20 protein-coding genes and 2 pseudogenes are annotated in these 17,245 nt (G+C 62.8%); 8 read left to right on the forward strand and 14 right to left on the reverse strand.

Annotated features, from left to right (window positions below; all coding sequences use genetic code 11):
• A pseudogene (locus tag QN413_RS13130) lies at positions 1-189 on the reverse strand (transposase); the annotation flags it as partial.
• Between the two features lie 131 nt (positions 190-320).
• On the opposite strand from QN413_RS13130, the pseudogene QN413_RS13135 reads away from it, so the two are divergent.
• From QN413_RS13135 to QN413_RS13145, 3 genes and pseudogenes are all read left to right on the forward strand, one after another.
• Positions 321-587, forward strand: a pseudogene (locus QN413_RS13135) (integrase core domain-containing protein); the annotation flags it as partial.
• Between the two features lie 145 nt (positions 588-732).
• Complete coding sequence (locus QN413_RS13140; protein ID WP_323497048.1) at positions 733-897, forward strand: hypothetical protein; 165 nt, start codon at positions 733-735, stop codon at positions 895-897.
• Positions 898-975: 78 nt separating this feature from the next.
• Positions 976-1,581 (forward strand): hypothetical protein, encoded by a 606-nt coding sequence (locus tag QN413_RS13145; RefSeq protein WP_323497050.1) that lies wholly within the window; start codon positions 976-978, stop codon positions 1,579-1,581.
• On the opposite strand, the gene QN413_RS13150 is transcribed toward QN413_RS13145, so the two are convergent.
• Both QN413_RS13150 and QN413_RS13155 read right to left on the reverse strand, forming a co-directional pair.
• On the reverse strand, positions 1,574-2,005 hold the full coding sequence (locus tag QN413_RS13150; RefSeq protein ID WP_323497051.1) for a hypothetical protein: 432 nt from the start codon (positions 2,003-2,005) through the stop codon (positions 1,574-1,576). The genes QN413_RS13145 and QN413_RS13150 overlap by 8 nt on opposite strands.
• Before the next feature lie 33 nt (positions 2,006-2,038).
• The gene (locus tag QN413_RS13155) at positions 2,039-3,622 is read right to left on the reverse strand and encodes a MobA/MobL family protein (RefSeq protein WP_323497052.1); all 1,584 of its coding nucleotides are present in this window, start codon (positions 3,620-3,622) and stop codon (positions 2,039-2,041) included.
• A gap of 206 nt (positions 3,623-3,828) precedes the next feature.
• Here QN413_RS13155 and QN413_RS13160 point away from each other — a divergent pair, with 206 nt between their 5' ends.
• Both QN413_RS13160 and QN413_RS27355 read left to right on the forward strand, forming a co-directional pair.
• Positions 3,829-4,233, forward strand: a complete 405-nt coding sequence (locus QN413_RS13160) for a hypothetical protein (RefSeq protein ID WP_323497053.1) — start codon at positions 3,829-3,831, stop codon at positions 4,231-4,233.
• A 909-nt stretch (positions 4,234-5,142) separates the two neighbouring features.
• The gene (locus tag QN413_RS27355; RefSeq protein WP_416352180.1) at positions 5,143-5,547 is read left to right on the forward strand and encodes a hypothetical protein; all 405 of its coding nucleotides are present in this window, start codon (positions 5,143-5,145) and stop codon (positions 5,545-5,547) included.
• A 73-nt stretch (positions 5,548-5,620) separates the two neighbouring features.
• Here QN413_RS27355 and QN413_RS13170 read toward each other — a convergent pair whose 3' ends face one another.
• From QN413_RS13170 to QN413_RS13180, 3 genes are all read right to left on the reverse strand, one after another.
• Positions 5,621-5,902 carry a hypothetical protein gene (locus QN413_RS13170; protein WP_323497054.1) on the reverse strand — a complete coding sequence of 94 codons (282 nt, stop codon included), beginning with the start codon at positions 5,900-5,902 and terminating at the stop codon, positions 5,621-5,623.
• A gap of 4 nt (positions 5,903-5,906) precedes the next feature.
• Entirely contained in the window at positions 5,907-7,898 is a 1,992-nt protein-coding gene (gene htpG / locus QN413_RS13175) for a molecular chaperone HtpG (RefSeq protein WP_323497055.1), read from the reverse strand.
• A gap of 67 nt (positions 7,899-7,965) precedes the next feature.
• The gene (locus tag QN413_RS13180) at positions 7,966-9,009 is read right to left on the reverse strand and encodes an ABC transporter substrate-binding protein (protein WP_323497056.1); all 1,044 of its coding nucleotides are present in this window, start codon (positions 9,007-9,009) and stop codon (positions 7,966-7,968) included.
• Between the two features lie 149 nt (positions 9,010-9,158).
• On the opposite strand from QN413_RS13180, the gene aqpZ reads away from it, so the two are divergent.
• Positions 9,159-9,902, forward strand: coding sequence for an aquaporin Z (aqpZ, locus tag QN413_RS13185; RefSeq protein WP_323497057.1), 744 nt, complete (start codon positions 9,159-9,161; stop codon positions 9,900-9,902).
• Between the two features lie 6 nt (positions 9,903-9,908).
• Here aqpZ and QN413_RS13190 read toward each other — a convergent pair whose 3' ends face one another.
• The 3 genes from QN413_RS13190 to QN413_RS13200 form a co-directional block, all read right to left on the reverse strand.
• Positions 9,909-10,265 carry a hypothetical protein gene (locus QN413_RS13190; RefSeq protein WP_323497059.1) on the reverse strand — a complete coding sequence of 119 codons (357 nt, stop codon included), beginning with the start codon at positions 10,263-10,265 and terminating at the stop codon, positions 9,909-9,911.
• A gap of 127 nt (positions 10,266-10,392) precedes the next feature.
• Positions 10,393-11,793, reverse strand: coding sequence for an ATP-binding protein (locus QN413_RS13195; protein WP_323497061.1), 1,401 nt, complete (start codon positions 11,791-11,793; stop codon positions 10,393-10,395).
• Complete coding sequence (locus tag QN413_RS13200; protein WP_323497062.1) at positions 11,790-12,449, reverse strand: response regulator transcription factor; 660 nt, start codon at positions 12,447-12,449, stop codon at positions 11,790-11,792. Before QN413_RS13200 ends, QN413_RS13195 begins: the two co-directional genes overlap by 4 nt.
• A gap of 171 nt (positions 12,450-12,620) precedes the next feature.
• Between QN413_RS13200 and QN413_RS13205 the strand changes: the two genes are divergently transcribed.
• Positions 12,621-13,139 carry a hypothetical protein gene (locus QN413_RS13205; RefSeq protein WP_323497063.1) on the forward strand — a complete coding sequence of 173 codons (519 nt, stop codon included), beginning with the start codon at positions 12,621-12,623 and terminating at the stop codon, positions 13,137-13,139.
• A 10-nt stretch (positions 13,140-13,149) separates the two neighbouring features.
• Here the strand turns inward: QN413_RS13205 and QN413_RS13210 are convergent, their stop codons facing one another.
• The 5 genes from QN413_RS13210 to QN413_RS13230 form a co-directional block, all read right to left on the reverse strand.
• A complete protein-coding gene (locus tag QN413_RS13210) occupies positions 13,150-13,983 on the reverse strand; it encodes a pseudouridine synthase (protein WP_323497064.1) in 834 nt (277 codons plus the stop codon).
• Positions 13,984-14,043: 60 nt separating this feature from the next.
• The gene (locus QN413_RS13215) at positions 14,044-14,265 is read right to left on the reverse strand and encodes a hypothetical protein (protein WP_323497065.1); all 222 of its coding nucleotides are present in this window, start codon (positions 14,263-14,265) and stop codon (positions 14,044-14,046) included.
• Positions 14,266-14,285: 20 nt separating this feature from the next.
• Positions 14,286-14,813: an RNA polymerase sigma factor gene (locus tag QN413_RS13220; RefSeq protein ID WP_323497066.1), complete on the reverse strand. Its 528-nt coding sequence runs from the start codon at positions 14,811-14,813 to the stop codon at positions 14,286-14,288.
• Between the two features lie 101 nt (positions 14,814-14,914).
• A complete protein-coding gene (locus QN413_RS13225) occupies positions 14,915-15,643 on the reverse strand; it encodes a cytochrome c biogenesis CcdA family protein (protein ID WP_323497068.1) in 729 nt (242 codons plus the stop codon).
• A complete protein-coding gene (locus QN413_RS13230) occupies positions 15,643-16,029 on the reverse strand; it encodes a thioredoxin family protein (protein ID WP_323497069.1) in 387 nt (128 codons plus the stop codon). The genes QN413_RS13225 and QN413_RS13230 overlap by 1 nt, the downstream gene beginning before the upstream one ends.
• Between QN413_RS13230 and QN413_RS13235 the strand changes: the two genes are divergently transcribed.
• Entirely contained in the window at positions 16,028-17,227 is a 1,200-nt protein-coding gene (locus QN413_RS13235; protein WP_323497070.1) for a DUF6969 family protein, read from the forward strand. The two genes, QN413_RS13230 and QN413_RS13235, sit on opposite strands and share 2 nt — an antisense overlap.
• Positions 17,228-17,245: the final 18 nt, after the last annotated feature.

A 17,245-nucleotide genomic window follows, 5' to 3' on the forward strand; every position in this document is an offset into this window, starting at 1 on the left:
GTCGTAGAGACGATTGCGCGCTCGCGCAGCACTCGTCTTCGTGACCTCGTCGCGTAGCACTCGGATCGCATGCTTGCGGTGATAGCCGGTCAAGGCCACGAATTCATCGAGGATCTTGATCCGGTCGCCGAACGCCGCGCTGCGATACCGCTCCCGCAGCGCCTCGACCAGTTCCTTGCGTGTCGTCATGCTGATTTGCCTTGTCACGTTGTGCTCCCGCTGGACAATCCAACGGGTAGCAAATTACGTGAGGCAACAGGTCAGCACGAGTAGCATTTTTGATGCGGCAATGCGCCGGCCAAGGTAATTGTCGTCAACCAAACGTGTTCATTGAGCGGCTGTGGCGCTCGATCAAGTACGAGGAGGTGTACCTGCACGCCTACGAGAGCGTCGGCCAGGCCCGCACCGGGATCGGCCGGTACATTGAGTTCTACAACACCCGCCGACCGCACTCGAGCTTGCAAGCCCGCACACCCGATGTGGTGTACTTCGACTCGCTGCCATGGCCTTTGGTTGGCGACAATTGGTTTGTCCGGCGCATTGACTCAGTAGTTTTGCTACCCATGCTGACCTGTTGCCTCACGTAATTTGCTACCCACCGGATGGTCCGGCGGGAGCAAGCAACGTGAAGAGGCAAGTCAGCATGACCACACGCAAGGAGCTCACTGAGGCGATCCGTGAGCGATACTATGGGCATCCGGCGTCGACCGGAGCCGCATCCTCGATGAGTTCGTGGCCGTCACCGGCTATCACCGCAAGCACGCGATCCGCTTGCTTGCAGATGCATCACCGAAGCCGGCGCGACCGCCGAGGAACCGCGTGTACGACGAAGCGGTACGGCAAGCGTTGATCGTGTTGTGGGAGGCAGGCGACCGCGTCTGCGGCAAGCGCCTGTAGACGCTCATCCCGATCCTCGTCGTTGCCATGGAGCGGCACGGTCATCTGCAGCTTCACGCGGATGTCCGCGCCCGGCTCATGCAGATCAGTGCCGCCACCATCGAGCGCACCCTGGCCGCCACGCGTGTCAGCACCGACGGCCAGCGCAAGCGCAGAACAGGCGTGGATGCAGCCATCCGGCGCAGCGTTCCGGTTCGCACCTTTGCCGACTGGAGAGACCCGCCACCGGGCTTCTTCGAAGTCGACATGGTCGAACACTGCGGTGGCTCCAAGATGGGCTGTGACTTCGTCCAAACCCTGACGCTCACCGACATCGCCAGCGGCTGGACCGAATGCGTCGCAATGCCGGTACGCAATCAGGCGCTCATCGTGGAAGCGCTGTCCATCGTAGACGTATCCCGAGCGGCTGCAAGAGGCCAAGATGAGCTAGATCGTTACCAGAACATGCCGGGTGCCGTACTTCCCTTCGGCATGCTTGGCGTCGACACCGACAACGACAGCGCCTTCATGAACCAGACCGTCTTCGACTACTGCCGGGCGCATGGCCTGCAGCAGACGCGTTCGCGTGCATACCGCAAGAATGACCAGGCTTGGGTCGAGCAGAAGAACTGCTCGGTCGTGCGACGTCTCGTCGGTTACGCAAGAGTGTCGGGCCTGCCAGCAACGCGCTCGCCGGTCAGATAAGAGCCGCGGTAAGGCTCCATCTTGGCCCAGCGGAGAATACATTGGCTTGGTCTCTTGACGTGGCCATGACCCGTACTGGCTCCCCAGCGGGCCTGTTCGTCGTGGGCTTCTTTGAACCCGGCAGCCACTGCCGCAATTCTTTGCGCACCAAGCCCAGATAGACCGGCTTGCGCCGCTGCAAAAAGTCCACGATAGATCCGCAATCGCTGCCGTCGCCGGTGCTGAAGTACACGTCGTGACCGTCCTGCTTCCGGATCACAATGATTTTGTCGCCACCCAGCTTCAACACCTTCGAAGCGGCGCTGCTCTCCCCTTCCACCAGCTCGTAGCCGAACTCGGCTTGAGCGTAGTCAGTCAACGAAATGTCCGACTTAAAACGGCTAAGTTCTGCGTCCATGTTGGCCTTTACGACTAATTCGGTCATTGCTCACTTGCTGTCCCCTTGACTGTCCCCTCGCTATCGAGGGCGGTCGATCTCTCGATCGATCTGCGGATCTCGCTGCCGTGGCTGCGGCGGGGGTGGCGCCAGATTCCGCGGCGGCTGCACGAGCTGGCCCTGCGTCTTGTCGTACGTCACGACGATCTTGTCCCGCGTCGTGATCTTTTGGTTGTTGATGAGTTTGTTGATCCAGACGGCATTATCGAGCTTGCTGATGTCGTGCAGCACGACTGACAGATCGCCAGTGCGCTGTCCGATGTGCGTGTCTGTGATGTAGACGATCGGGCCTTCGTAGACCTGCTCGCTTCGAGCGATGCTCACGATCCACTCCACTTTCCCCGGTCGTAAGCCATCGAGGCGCACAAGAAGATCGTCGTAGTATTTTTTCGTGACCTTCGCGCCGATCACCACGCCGTCAGCCCGGGCCGTAGCTGGTGCTACGGGCTGCGCTGGCGCAGCGGGTGGGAAATTCATAGCCTTTGGCGGAATAGCGCGCTCAGTGGCTGCCCGAACCTTTGCTTCTCTGGCTTTGGCCTTGGCTTTCCTGTCCTCGGCTCTCTTGATCGCGGCTTCTTTGGCTTCGGCGGCGAGCTTCGCTTCCGCCTCTTTCACCTCTGTTGCGAGCTTTGCCTGTGTGGCCAGGTTCGCCGCCTGGCCGAATCGGCTCATCCTCGATGCCGCTGCCGGCGCCGGTTGCTCGACCTGGTGGTTTACGCCGGCGTCGTCTCTTTCACTTCGAGCTCCGCCAGCTTCCCCGAATAAATCTGTTGGCGTCTTCGTCATCAGCGCCTTAAGCGCAGCAGCACCCCGAGCCATCCGAAGGCTCACGAGTCGATGCAGTCGACGCTCTCCAATGCGGATGCTTTGCTCAAGCAAGACCGACAAGGTGCGGTCCTGACGTGCAGCCAGGACGCGCGCGACCTCGGGCGTCTTAGCTGCTATCCGCTTGGGCCCGAGGTGCTCCTCAGGAGCGCGCTCGATTCCTTGGGCCTTCAGGCTCAGGTGCGTCACGCGGTCGGGCAGATCGAGCTTCTCTAAATGCTTGTTTTGCAGCGCGGCGAATCGCTCGCGCAATGCAACGAGCTCGGCCTTTCGTTCCGCCACCATCTTCGGCTCGCCGCGGGCCTTCTTGCAGCCGCCGCGCTCGGGCTCTTTCAGATTCGCGCGCTTGAAATAATGCTCCGGCGTCTTTCGCTCTACCGCGTCATGCGTGCGCTCCGAAAACATGATGTGAGCGTGCGGCTGCTCGCCGCCTTCGAGTGCTGCGCGGGGACAGTGAATCGCGTAGGTGCAGACATGCAGGATACCGATCTCGGTCGCGATGAAATCGCGCACGAGGTCGAGGCGCTGCTCGGAAGTCATTTCGCGGGGTAGCGCGATTTCGTATTCTCGATAGCCCGCCGCGTTCGCGCGTTCGAGACGGTCGCTTTGCTCCCAGAATTCGTGCGCGTTGGTTGCCCACTCGGGCAGGTTCAGCGTCTCGGAAAAAGCGAGATCGTCACGATCTCTGGTTTTGTATTTCCCCGCCCGCTCGATGTAGTCCGCGTGCGCACCTCCCTGCCCTCCGGCTCCGGCTTTGGCGGCGATATGAAATGAGACCATTTTCCCCGAGTTTAAAGCCGGCGGCAGGCGAGCGAAGTTTCTTGCGTAAAACTACTAAGTGCGCCTATGTAAATCTGAACCCTTCCCGCGTGCGTCTCGAAGGCTATCTTGTCTCTGATTCCCGTTTTACTCCTAAAAGCCCGACTACATCGCACTACCTTAAACTTTGTGCACTACAAAAAACAGGCAACAACATGAGAACGAACTTGGAACGCTCCGAGAAACTGAGAACGGATATTGAAGCACGGGAGAAAAGACTGGTCACTCAGAAAAGCACGATCGCCAATTTGAAAAAGGCAAAGCTCAAAATCGATCACCTCGACGTGGCTTCAAAAAGAAAGGCGGACACCCGCAAGAAAGTCCTCATCGGCTCTTACATCCTGGGTGAAATGGCAGTCAGGGAGGAAATCAAAGCGGACGTGCTTGCTGGCCTGGACCGCTTTCTGACCCGTCCGGACGAGCGCGCCCTGTTTAGACTCGACCCGCTGCCGGTCGTTTCCGCCGATCCCGTCCGGACCGACCCGCTGCCCGTAGTCGTTTCCTCTACTGGCGTCAGGACGGGTCAGGGATTCGATCAGTTAGCAACGAACGCCCAGATTTCACCTTCCTGAAATGCGTCGTAGAAGGCTTCATCGGAACTAGGGACCTGAGGGAAGTGGCCGCCGCCGGCTTCCTCCCCGTCGTCGAATAACTCCCGGCCCGGCCTCGAACCCGGGCGCCTCGAGCCCGTGCGAAAAACTCCCGGCCCGTGCCTGGCGTCACCGATAGCGTGGCTGCGGGCTGGATGCAGCCGGTCACTTTGGTGAAGTCGAACTAAGTCGGACTAGCCTGAGGACCGGCCTTAGCAGCCGCCCAATTTCTAGACCTCGCATTTCCGCTAAACGCTCTTGGTGTCGGTCAATCTGCGCTTGAATCGTGCGCCGCCTGATTTCCCACTGTGCAGCTGCAAGCATGGACGCGTGCTTATCCGCTTCACGTTCATGCACCAACTTCGCCTTGACCGTAAGTCAAACCTGAAACTTGCAATCTCGGTCGAAAGCAATCTGGAGTTCACGAGCTAAAAACTGGGACAGAGCCACACCCGATGCGACCGCAACAAAAGCCGAATCACGCAACCGATATGACTCAGCGTTGGCTGCTTCTAGCTCAGAGTCCTGCGTAGCTAAATAAGTTTGCAGTACCTCCCTGTGTAGGGCACGGGGTCTCCAAGTGAAAGAGAACATGGTCGGATGCGGCGACATGCGCGGCTTGCCAAAGAGCATCCGCCGTAGCTGGAGGCGCAACAGGCACGGAAATGGGCCCTATGAGCTGCATCATGGCCACGAGCTCAGCACGGACGTCGTTCCTGTGCCGCTGATGCGTACTTCGGCGGTGCATGACCGGTGATTTCGACATCGTGACCGAAGAGGTTTCGAGCTACATCTGACCGGTTGCACGGTCGGTGCTGACGTTGCGTATGAAGCACCCGCTGGGCATGGCCTTGCGCTTTTTGAGGGCCGCGTTCAACACCACAGTAACGCATGATCAAGGACATGCTCGGACTTAAGCACCAGAGCTGCCTGTCGCACGAGCGCATCGCCCAGAGCCTCTCGATCTCCAAGGAAGCCGTTGCCAAATACCTCAGCTTGGCCGATGCGGCCGGGCTTGACTGGCCGTCAACGGCCGAACTGGACGAGGCCTCGCTGAGACGCCGGTTGCTGAGCGGCGGCATGGCGCTTAGCCGCGTGGTCGAGCCCGACTCCACGCACGTACCCGTCGAATTGTGCCGCGAGGCTGACCGTCCGGTCCATACATCGAATGCGCGAGCACACACCTCCTCGCTCCGATTCACGGCAGCCGACAACGGAATTACAAGGCACGCACATTCGCCTTGGTTCCAAACGGCCGGGAAACCGGTCTCGATCCGTATTTACCAGCCCAAATGAACAAAAGCGAGTTCGGGACGAATCCCTGCAAAAGCTCTGCAAGCTCTCAGTGTGCCTCTCCGCCTCCGCTGCATCAGCGCGTGCTCGCTGGCGGTGCCGACTCGTATGTTTCGACGATGGCGGGCACCGGTGTCGCCACCGAGCCCTCGATGCGAGGTGGCGACGCCACGGCGCCTGCGGGAGACGACCGCCGAAACAGTGCATCGGGCGACAGGCTCAGGCCGACACCCAAGCCTTGTCCTGAACCGCCTGCGACGCCGACACCTGCGCAACCTGCAAGCATCGGTACACCCAGCGAAGCAGACACGCCCGCGAGCAACGCCATCAACCAGCCAATGCGATAGCGCGCCGGCATCGCGTCAGACCAGCAGCGCGTTGACGCGGCGCACGTAAGCGGCAGGGTCCGCCGGCAGCCCGCCTTCGGCCAGCAAGGCCTGGTCGAACAGGATGTTCGCCAGGTCGTCGAAGTGAGCCGACGTTTCCAGCTTCTTGACCAGCGGATGGTCGGCATTCACCTCCAGCACTGGTTTGAGTTCCGGCGCCGGCTGGCCGGCTTGCTTGAGCATGCGCGCGAGTTGCGTGCTCATACCGCCGTCCTGCACCACGAGGCACGCGGGCGAGTCGACCAGGCGCGTGGTCACGCGCACGTCTTCGGCCTTGTCCTTGAGCGCCGCCTTCAACTTCTCGAGCATCGGCTTGAACGACTCGGCAGCTTCTTCAGCCGCCTTCTTCTCGCCTTCGTCTTGCAGCTTGCCCAGGTCGACCGCACCCTTGGCCACGCTTTGCAGCGGCGTGCCATCGAACTCGTTGAGGTAGTTGAGCGCCCATTCGTCGACACGGTCTGTCATCAACAAAACTTCGATGCCCTTCTTCTTGAAGACCTCGAGTTGCGGGCTGTTCTTCGCACCCGCCAGCGTGTCTGCGGTGATGTAGTAGATGGCGTCCTGGCCTTCTTTCATACGCGCTTTGTAGTCGGCGAAGCTCACGCTCACCGTGTCGTTCGTGCTCGATGCAAAGCGCAGCAGCTTGGCGATGCGATCGCGGTTGCCGTTGTCTTCGCCCAGACCTTCTTTCAGCACGGCGCCGAACTCGGCATAGAACTTCGCGTACTTGCCGGCGTCTTCGGACGTGGCCGCTTCGGTGGCGTCGTCCTTCTTGTCGACGACATCGGTCACGCCGTCGCCGGCCGTTTCAGCAGGTGCGGCTTCGGCCGGTGCCGTCGCCTTCTTCGCCAGGTCTTCCAGCATCGACAACACGCGCTTGGTGCTGCCTTCACGGATCGCCTTGACGTCGCGGCTCTCTTGCAGCAACTCGCGGCTCACGTTGAGCGGCAGGTCGGCCGAGTCGATCACGCCTTTGACGAAGCGAAGGTAGCTGGGCATCAGCGCCTCGGCGTCGTCCATGATGAAGACGCGCTTGACGTAGAGCTTGACTCCCGCGCTCTTGTCGCGGTTCCACAGATCGAAGGGCGCCTTGGCCGGAATGTAGAGCAGCTGCGTGTACTCGGTCGAACCTTCCACCCGGTTGTGGCTCCAGGTCAGCGGTGCCTCGTAGTCGTGGCTGATGGCCTTGTAGAACTCGACGTATTGCTCGGGCGTGATGTCTTTCTTGGCACGGCTCCACAAGGCATTGGCCTTGTTAATGGTTTCCCATTCGCCGGTCTTGACCATGTCGCCGGGCTGATCGTTCGCGCCCTCCTTCCATTCCTCTTTTTCCATCAGGATGGGCAGCGAGATGTGGTCGGAATACTTGCCGACGATCTGCTTGATCTTCCAGGCGTTGAGGTATTCCTCGGCGTCGTCGCGCAGATGCAGCGTGACCGTCGTGCCGCGGTCGACGCGCGTGATGGTGTCGACGTCGAAGTCGCCAGCGCCACCACTGACCCAGCGCACGCCGTCTTCGGTCGGCAGGCCGGCACGGCGCGACTCGACCGTGATCTTGTCGGCCACGATAAAGCCGGAGTAGAAACCCACGCCGAACTGGCCGATGAGCTGTGCGTCGGCCTTTTGGTCGCCGGAGAGCTTGCTCATGAAGTCCTTGGTGCCGCTCTTGGCGATCGTGCCGAGGTTGTCGATCGCCTCCTGCCGCGACAGGCCGATGCCCCGATCGGCGATGGTCAGCGTGCGGGCCGTCTTGTCGAAGCTGATGCGGACATCGAGCTCGGGCTGGTTCTCAAAGAGGTCCGGCTGGTCGATGGCTTCGAAGCGAAGCTTGTCGCAGGCATCCGACGCGTTGGAGATCAGCTCGCGAAGAAAGATCTCCTTGTTCGAATACAAGGCGTGCGTGACCAGGTGAAGCAGTTGGGCGACTTCGGCCTGAAAGGGGAGTTTGGTGCTGGAGGGTTCGGACATGGCTCAGACGTGGGTGCGAAAGACGAAAATTCTAGACGCCCCGCGCCGTCCGCCTTGAACGCCCCGTTCAGCGCGGCTGCGACTCGACTTCCTGCGTCCAGCGTTCGATCAGCCGCTTGCGCTCGGCTGCCTTGCCGTACTTCTCGAAGTCGTACTTGATGAGCTTGATGCCGTTCGACGACGGGATGCGCGGGTCGGGTTTGAAGGTCTTGTTGGCCGGCGTCTGATAGCTCCCCGCCGCGGCGCCGATCGCCTGGCCCTCAGGGCTCATCAAAAAGTCGTAGTACTTGACGGCGTTGGCCTTGTTGCGCGCGCCTTTGACCAGCGCGATGCCGCCGATTTCGTAGCCGGTGCCTTCGCACGGCGCCGCCGTCTTCACCGGGAATTTGTCGTAGCGCCACTTCTCGAAGCCGAACAAGAAGCTGACGCCGATGGCGACCTCGCCCTTCGCCACGTTGGGTGCCTGCGCCTGTCCGCTCCGGGTGTAGGTCGTCACATTCTTGTGCAGCTTCTTGAGGTAGTCGAAGGCAGCGTCTTCGCCCATCTGCTGCACCAGGCCAGCGATGATCGTGTAGGCCGTACCGCTCGATGCGGGGTGAGAAATTTCGATCTCGCCTTTGTACTCGGGCTTGACCAGGTCAGCCCAGCACCTGGGCTCGACCAGCTTCTTTTTCTTGAGGACGTCGGTGTTGAAGCCGAAGCCGATCACGCTCGTATAAAAGCCGCCGACCTGGTTGCCCGACATCGCGTACTGCCGCACCGCCCATTCGTGCAGATCGTTGATGTAGGCCGGTCGATACGTGTCGAGCAGGCCCTGTTCGGCCGCCTGCAGAAACGGATCGCCGGTGCCGCCCCACCAGATGTCGGTCTTGGGGTTGGCCGCTTCGGCGCGCAGTTGCGCCCCGATCTCGCCGGTACCCTTGTGCGACTGATTCACCTTGATGCCAGTTGCCCGCGTGAACGCTGCGGCCGCGTCTTCGCACCAGCCGACGTCGGTACTGCACAACGCGTTGACTGTGCCCTGCTGCGCTCGCGCGCTCGTCGGGATCAGGACGAAGGCGCTGGCCAGCAGCAGCCCGGCAGCGGCGGTTTTGAAGGCGAATGGGCTCATGGCCGCAAAGCGTAGTCGCAAAGCGAGCCCATGAAATGCGGGTTATCCGTGAAGAACTGGCTCAGCCTGCCACTGAGCCAACTCCCATGTCAGTCGACTCCTACATTGCTGCCTAGAATCCGCCCGTCACACAACGAGGAATCAGGGATATGGAACACAGCACTCCTAAAAAGTGGGCGGCCGAATTCATAGGGACGTTCTGGCTTACTTTCGGCGGCTGCGGCAGCGCAGTTTTGGCAGCGGCTTTTCCGGCACTCGGCATCGGCTTTGCCGGCGTCTCGCTGGCTTTCGGCCTGACGGTATTGACCGGTGCCTACGCGCTGGGCGGCATCTCAGGCGGCCACTTCAACCCGGCCGTATCGGTCGGTCTGGTGGTCGGTGGCCGCTTTCGCGCCCGCGAGCTCGCGGGCTATGTGGTGTCGCAAGTGCTCGGCGCCATCGCCGGTGCCGGCGTGCTTTACCTTATCGCGACCGGCAAGACGGGCGCCGACATCGGCGGCTTTGCCACCAATGGCTACGGCGCGCATTCGCCCGGAGGCTACAACATGATGTCTGCGCTGCTGATCGAAGTGGTGCTCACGGCCATCTTCCTGATCGTCATCCTCGGCACCACGTCCAAGCGCAATCCGGCGGGCTTCGGCGGTCTTGCCGTCGGCCTGTGCCTGACTTTGATCCACCTGATCTCGATCCCGGTGACCAACACGTCGGTCAACCCGGCCCGCAGCACCGGCCCGGCGCTGTTCGGCCCCGGCTATGCCGTCGACCAGCTGTGGTTGTTCTGGGTCGCGCCGATCGTCGGCGCCATCCTGGGCGCGCTGATCTACAAACTGCTGCTCACGTCGCCTGCGGATGAACCGCACCCGACGCTGGCGCGCGACGTTCCGGTGGCCTGAAGCCAATCAGGAACCAGTGCCCATTGGCAGCGAGGTCGACTGGCCGAGCGCTTCGGTGCCGCTCGGATGGGAGGCCAGCACGGCGCCCTTGTAGACCTCGTCCGACGAAATGCTGCCGGCGGGCATCGGCATCGAGGTCGATTGACCCCTTGCCTCGGTGTCGGTCGGGCGGGCAGCGGCCATCGCACCCTTGGTCACTTCGTCGCTCGGCGCCGTGCCTTCGATGGACATGCTGGTGGACTGGCCGATCGCCTCGCTACCGCCGCCGTCCCATTTAGGGGTCTGCGCCGAGGCCGCGGCGGAACCGAAAGCGGTGACGGCAGCAATGGCGCCGAGTGCCAGAAATCGAGTCGAAGCTTGCATGATGGTCTCCTTGGGGATCGTCGGTCTTGCACCGGAAGCGACATGCTCGTCGGTCGACCTGAGATCACTCTAGGCATGCAGACTGAGCGCCCAGTGAGCGTCGAATTACGCCCGGGTGAGCAAAAACCTAGTTGGCCGTGACGGACAACTGCACAGGCAGATACACGCGGGCGACGACGCCCGGTCCGCCCTCGTCCACAGAGCGGTTGCGCAGCGCGATGCGCATGCCGTGCCGGGCGGCTGCCGCCTGAGCGATCGACAGCCCCAGCCCACTGCCACCCGCTGCTGCACCCGGCGCGCGAAAGAAACGGTCGAATACCCGGCCCATCAGATCCGATGGAATGCCTGGCCCGTGGTCGATGACATCCACCACCGGACGCCCTTCGACCGCATGCAGCCGCACGTCGACTGCGGTCCCCTGCTTCGTGTAACGCAGCGCGTTGTCGATCAGGTTGTCGAAGACGCAGCGCAGCTCGCTGGCCGGCGCATCGACCAGCTGGTACAGCTGTCCTTCAAAGCCGACATCGACGCCGCGCTGATCGGCCAGCACCATGAGGCTGCCGATGCTGTCGCGCAGCAGTGCCGCGAGGTCGACCGGCGCCGCCGCGCTCGTCGATGGCGGCGCCTCTTGGCGCGACAACGACAGCAACTGATCGACCAGACGCCGAGCGCGCGTCACACCCGCTTCGAGCTGCGCAAAACGCTGTGCCGCATCGCCATCGCTCGCAACGTGCGGGCGCAGCGCTTCGATCTGCAGCGTGATCGCCGCGATCGGACTGCGCAGCTCGTGTGCAGCGTCCTGCACAAAGCGCCGCTGCGTCGCAAAGGCAGCACGCAGTCGCGCCAGCAAGCCGTTGAAAGCATCGACCAGCGGCATGATTTCTTCAGGCACGCGCGCAACCGAAAGCTCCGACAGGCTGCGCTCGTCCTGCGCCACCACGTCGCGTGCCACGGCTCGCAACGAGCGCGATGCCGCGGTGACGATGATCCACAAAATCAGCATCGCCAGCGGCAGCAGCAGGGCGATAGGCAAGCCTTCGAACAGGGCACGTCGTATGACGCGATGCCGACGGAAGTCGTCGCTCTGCACCACCTGCACGCGCAGTTGGTCTTCGCGCACGCCGGGCGCGGTGTACACGCGCCAGTCGGTGCCGGTGCCGGTGCCGGTGTGCACGTCGCCGAAGCCGGTCTGCGTCTGCAACGGCACTGTCAGCGCAGGCCAACTGCTGGCGAGCAGCGTGGTGCCGTCGGCGCTCCAGAGCTGCAGGACGAAAGCGCCGCGGCCGAGGTCTGCCGCTTCGGGCAGCGGCAGCAACGCGGGCGGCCGGTGGTGCGCCGTGTACGACTCGGCCACCAGGCGCATCTGGTCGTCCATGAAGTTGTGGACCAGCCGGCCATAGACAACGTAGGCGGACCAGGCCGTCAGGCCGGCAGCGATCAGGTGCAGCGTCAGCAACCACCACAACAACTGGCCGCGCAACGAGTGCGGACGGCCCCACGCACGGCTCGCGCGCAGCGCGTCGATCACGCAGGTACCACGCGCCAGCCCAGCCCGCGCACATTGCGGATCGCGTCGGGGCCGATCTTGCGGCGCATGCCGTGGATGAGCACATCGACGGCGTTGCTCGTCACCTCTTCGCCCCAGCCGTAGATGCGATGCTCGAGCTGGTCGCGCGAAAGAATGGCGCCGGGGCGCTCCAGCAAGGCATGCAGCAACGCGAACTCACGCGCGGTGAGCGCCTCGCGTTCGCCCTCGATCAACACCTCGCGGGTCGTCAAGTCGAGCTGCAGAGCGAGCGTGCCGACCAGCGAATGCGCGCTGCCGTCGCGCCGACGGATCACGGCGCGCATGCGTGCCAGCAGCTCGCGGAACTCGAAAGGCTTCAGCACATAGTCGTCGGCGCCGAGGTCGAGGTTCTGAATGCGGTCGTCCAGCCCGTCGCGCGCTGTCAGCACCAATACCGGCGTGAGGTCGCCGCGTTCGCGGGCGCGGCGCAGCACCTCGGTGCCGTCCTGCTTGGGCAGCCCGAGGTCGAGCAGCACGCAGGTGTAGCCGCCATCGGACATCGCACTCTGCGCGAGCAAGCCATCGCGCACCCAGTCGACCGACCAGCCAGCGCTTTCGAGCGCCTGCATCAGGCTGCGCCCGATCATGTCGTCGTCTTCCACCAGCAGCACGCGCACGTTGTCTCCTTGCTCTTTTTTTCCGTGCCCTTCGGGCACACGGGACAGGCTACGCCGCTTTTCTTAGGGTGCCCTGAGTGGGCGCTGAAGTCCGGGCGGAGTCAGGTAGCGCTGGGAACGAGCGCTGAGCATGCGCGTTTCGTCACGTATCCCATCATCTGGAGTTTTCGCATGAAGTTTTCCGTCAAGTTGCTGCTCGCCGCCACCGGCCTCGTCGGCATGCTGGCCGCCCAGGCACAGACCCTCCCGACCGACGCGCCAGCCGGCAGCACGGTGCAATGCAAGGACGACAGCTACGCCTCGCCCGATACCAAGTCAGGCGCATGCCGCGGTCACAAGGGCATCAAGACCTGGTACGGCAAGGCGGGTGCAGCCGCTGCACCGGCCGCTGCAGCCACTGCGGCTGCCGCCGCACCCGCAGTGCAAACGCAGTCCGCCGCTGTCAGCAAGACCAACGTGGCGCCCTCGGCCGGCAGCGCCACCAAGACCCCGGCAAAGAACGATCCGTCAACCATGACGGCAGCGCCCGGCGGCGGTGCTGGCAAGGTCTGGGCCAACGACGAAACCAAGGTCTACCACTGCATGGGCGACCGCTATTACGGCAAGACCAAGAAGGGTGAGTACCTGAGCGAAGCGGACGCCAAGGCCAAGGGCATGCACGCCTCCCACAACAAGGCTTGCGCGGCCTGACCGCAGAGCGCTAGAAGCGCTCGTCGGCGCCCAGGTAGCGCCATTGCCCGGCCGGCAAGTTGCCCAACACGATGCGGCCAATGCGGATGCGCTTCAGGCCGACGACCTTCAGGCCGACCTGCTCGCACATGCGGCGGATCTGCCGCTTCTTGCCCTCGGTCAGGATGAAGCGCAGTTGCTCGGGGTTCTGCCAATCGACCCGCGCCGGCTTGAGAGGTTGACCGTCCAGGCTCAGGCCATGGCGTAATCTGGCGAGCATGGCGGGCGGGAACACCGCCTGCACATTCGTCGAAATGGCATCGTCGTCATCGATGCGCACCAGTTGCCCCATGGGCGCCGGCCTGCCCAAGCCGTGATAGGCCACGCGCACCAGATATTCCTTCTCCATCCCCGAGTCTTCGCCGATGAGCTGGCGCGCCACGCGGCCGTCTTGCGTCAACACCAGCAGGCCGACCGAGTCGATGTCGAGCCGCCCTGCAGGCGCCAGGCCGCGCAGTTGCGGCGGGGAGAATCGGTTGCGGCTCGGGTCCTCGCGCCAGTGCGTGCGCGGGTTGACGAGCACCACTGCAGGCTCGTGCCCGTCTTCGGCCTGGCCGCTCACGTAGCCCATCGGCTTGTGCAGGATGATCGTCACCTGCTGCTGCTGATGCTCCTCGGCCTTGCGGTCGACCTCGACGCGGTCGGCAGGCGTGACCTTGACGCCCATCTCAGCCGGCCGGCCGTTGACCTTCACCCAGCCCTGCGCGATCCATTCGTCGGCCTCGCGGCGCGAGCACAGGCCGAGCTCGGCCATGCGTTTGTTCAGGCGCACGGCGCCGGGAGCGGAGGGTGTGGACTCGGTCATGGTGGGGTGGACCCGAGTCTACCGAGCGGCGCACCGCTTGCACCGCGCCACTGAAGACGGTCAGACCTTGTACGCGGCGAACTTCGCATCCAGCTCGGTGCCGAAAGCATGGTTTGAAAAGTTGCTCAAGACCTTCACTGAGATCGCCAGCACGATGCGAAGAATGTCTTTCTCCTGATAGCCGGCCGCCAGAAATTCGGCCACCGTGTCGGCGCTGGGGCGGCCATTGCTTCGCGCCATTTCCTGGGTCAATGCATGGAGCGCAGCGAGTTGCCCTGCCATTCAGTCCGGTCCTTGCCCTGTCAACTGGCGCCAAGCATGTATTCGCGTACCAGCTCACGGGCCCGGTGCAAGCGGCTTTTGACAGCGCCGGGCTGCTCGGAAAGGCGTGCGGCGATCTCGGCGATGGTCAGTTCCTCGAAGTCGCGCAGCAGCACCACCTCGAGGTAGTGAGCCGGCAACGATTCGAGAGCGGCGGCAAGGTCGATGCGCAGGTCGTTGTCGCTGCGGCTGGCAAGCTGATGATCCGCCAGGTCTTCGTCCAGCGCGTCGTGGCGAAACATGGCTCGCTCCAGCTTGCGGCATTCGCGTTTGATGACGGTAAAAAGCCAGGAGGAAAAAGCGGCGGCAGCCTTGAGCCCATGAATCTTGCGCGAGATGACCAGCAGCGACTCCTGTACCGCGTCGTCGACATCGCTCATGTGGCAATGTCGGCGGGCGTATCGGCGGGCGTCCGATTGGCAGACCGCCAGCAGGCGCCCGATGGCAGCGGAATCGCCCGTTTGCGCGGCGAAGATCAGGTTGTCACGTTCGGTTCCACTGACTGCCACGGTCAGGCTGCCGCGTCGGGGGGGCACCCGACCATGAGGTGACAGATGCAAGGTTCGAGACGCATTCAACAGTCCTTCAGAGATATTTACAGAGCCAGCGACTAGAAGCGTGTCGTCAGATTTGTGAGCCACGCGGGGGACTGTTCCACCAGCCATGTCTCGACTGGTTTGTCCGCCCCCGACAGAATCATGATGGCCAAGCCGATCATGATGACGCCAAGGATCGCTTTCCCCGTCTTGCCCGCCTGCATGAGCTTGCCACGCATCTTCGTCATCACGCCGCGCGAGACGTAGGCCAGCGCCACGACCGGCAAGGCCGCGCCCAAGCCGAAGATGCCCATCAGCAAGGCGACCTGCGCCAGCTGCGCGCCCTGGCTTGCCAACAGAATGGCAGCGCCCAGGGTGGGTCCTACGCACGGGCTCCACACCACCCCCAAGACCAGGCCGATCGCGAACTGACCCGGCAGACCGTCGAGCTTCATGCGCGAGATCAGCTGGTTCCCGGCATCGCCGAGGCCAGCGGTCGCCGAGGCGAAGCGTTGCTGCAAGCCGCCCGAGATCAGCACCAGGCCGAGAAGCCCGAGGATGACGGCGCCGACATTCCGAAATATCGAGGCGTCGATGCCAAGCGCAGCCCCGGCCCACGCCAGAGTCGTGCCGATGACCGCGTAGGAGATGGCCAGGCCTCCCGCCAAAGCCAGCGGCGCCCTGGGGTGGGCGTTGCTCGCCGACCCGAGGAGGATGGGGACGATGGGCAGCACGCAGGGCGACAGCGTTGAAAGCAGCCCCGCCAAAAGCCCAAATCCATAGGAACCCAGCCCAAAGTCCATCAGTTGATCGACTTCTTGATCAAGCCTTCAAGGCCCTCAGGCGTGGTGTCGCCGACCGAGCGGCCAACCTCCTTGGCGCCCTTGAAGGCCACGAGGGTGCTCTGCATCCCCACCTTGAACTTTTTGACCGTCGACTTGTTGGCATCGAAGTCGATGGTCAGGAGCGTGACGTCTTTGTAGGCGGGCTGCTTCATGAGGCCGTCGATGATGGGCTTTTGCGCCTTGCATGTCGGGCACCACGTCGCGCTGATGTCGAGGACAACGGCCTTGCCGGAAGCGGTCAGGGTGTCGAACTCCTTTTGGTCGAAGGGTTTGATTTCACCGGCCATCGCCAGAGACATCAGCGAGGAAAGAGCGACCAGCAGGGTGATTTTCGAGAACTTCATGGGAACGATCCTTGAGGTGAGTGGACATTTCGGGCGGCACTTGATTTTGGGCATTGCCTCCAGTGAGAGCCCACGAGACAGGAAAACGGTTCGCGAAAAGCCAAATATTTTTCATCGATCGGTCGGACGGCCGTGTTTCGAGCCCACGATCATGAAAATCAATGCCGTTGCGAACCCGATCCACGTGTCGGCCCCTCTTAGCTATCGCGGACGCCAGCGCGCCTCGCATTCCACCAACTCCAAGGAAACCCGTGAAAACATCTTTCAAGTTCGCCACCCTCGCCGCTCTGACGGCCGTTACCCTCGCTTTGCCCGCCGCCGCACAAGACAAGCGGGACACCGCCAAGTGCAAGCCCATGGCAGGCATGTCCAAGTGCTGCGGCAAATGCGCTGCGAAATGCTGCGCCAAACCCGCCAAAAGCATGGCGAAAAAATGCGCTGCCAAATGCGCTCCAAAGTGCGCTCCCAAAAAATAAGGCAGCGGACCCGGGAAGGGCGCCGGTCGGCCGGTGGCAACGCAGCCGCCGGCCTGCGCCTGCTTGCAACCTATTCGGAACTGGCGCAGCGCGGGGCGCATTTGCTGGGAAGCCTTCTGGCAGGCCAAGCCCCGCTTCAAGGACGCCATTACCCGGAGAACGACGCCATCGACCAGGGCAGTGGCTACCAGTGGTTCTATCACTCGCATGCACCCGAGGATCGGTCAGGTTCCATCGAGCATGGGCACATTCATCTGTTCGCCCATCGCAGGCTTTGGGCGAGGCGGCTTCGATCAGCCAGCGAATTGAAGTTTGCGCAACTCGCCGACGGTGCCGACCCGTGGGTGGCCACGCGCCACTTGCTCACCATCGGCTTCGACGCCAAGGGCCTCCCCTGTTCCCTTTTCACCGTCAACAGCTGGGTGACCGGAGACCTGATGCTCTCGGCGCGCACCACGGAAGCGTTGCTGGAGGCGATGGCCCTCGACACTGGCAACGTGCTGATCGATCGGGTAATCGAATGTGTGGTCCAGCTTTGCGACGAAGATATCCGCAGCGTTTTGGCGGATCGCGACCAAAAGTTGTTCAGTCGCAAGGCTCCGGGACTTCTGCAAGACGAAGGCCTCGAAGTCCTGTCCGAGCGGGCGATCGACCTGGACGCCAAGTTGGCTCGCATTCAGAGCTTCGCGCTGGATCGCCAATCAAGTCCGCTGTGCCGGTGACCTGCGGCGTCCGAACTA

This window comes from Variovorax sp. LG9.2, from assembly GCF_035018885.1.
Classification (GTDB): Bacteria; Pseudomonadota; Gammaproteobacteria; order Burkholderiales; family Burkholderiaceae_C; genus Variovorax.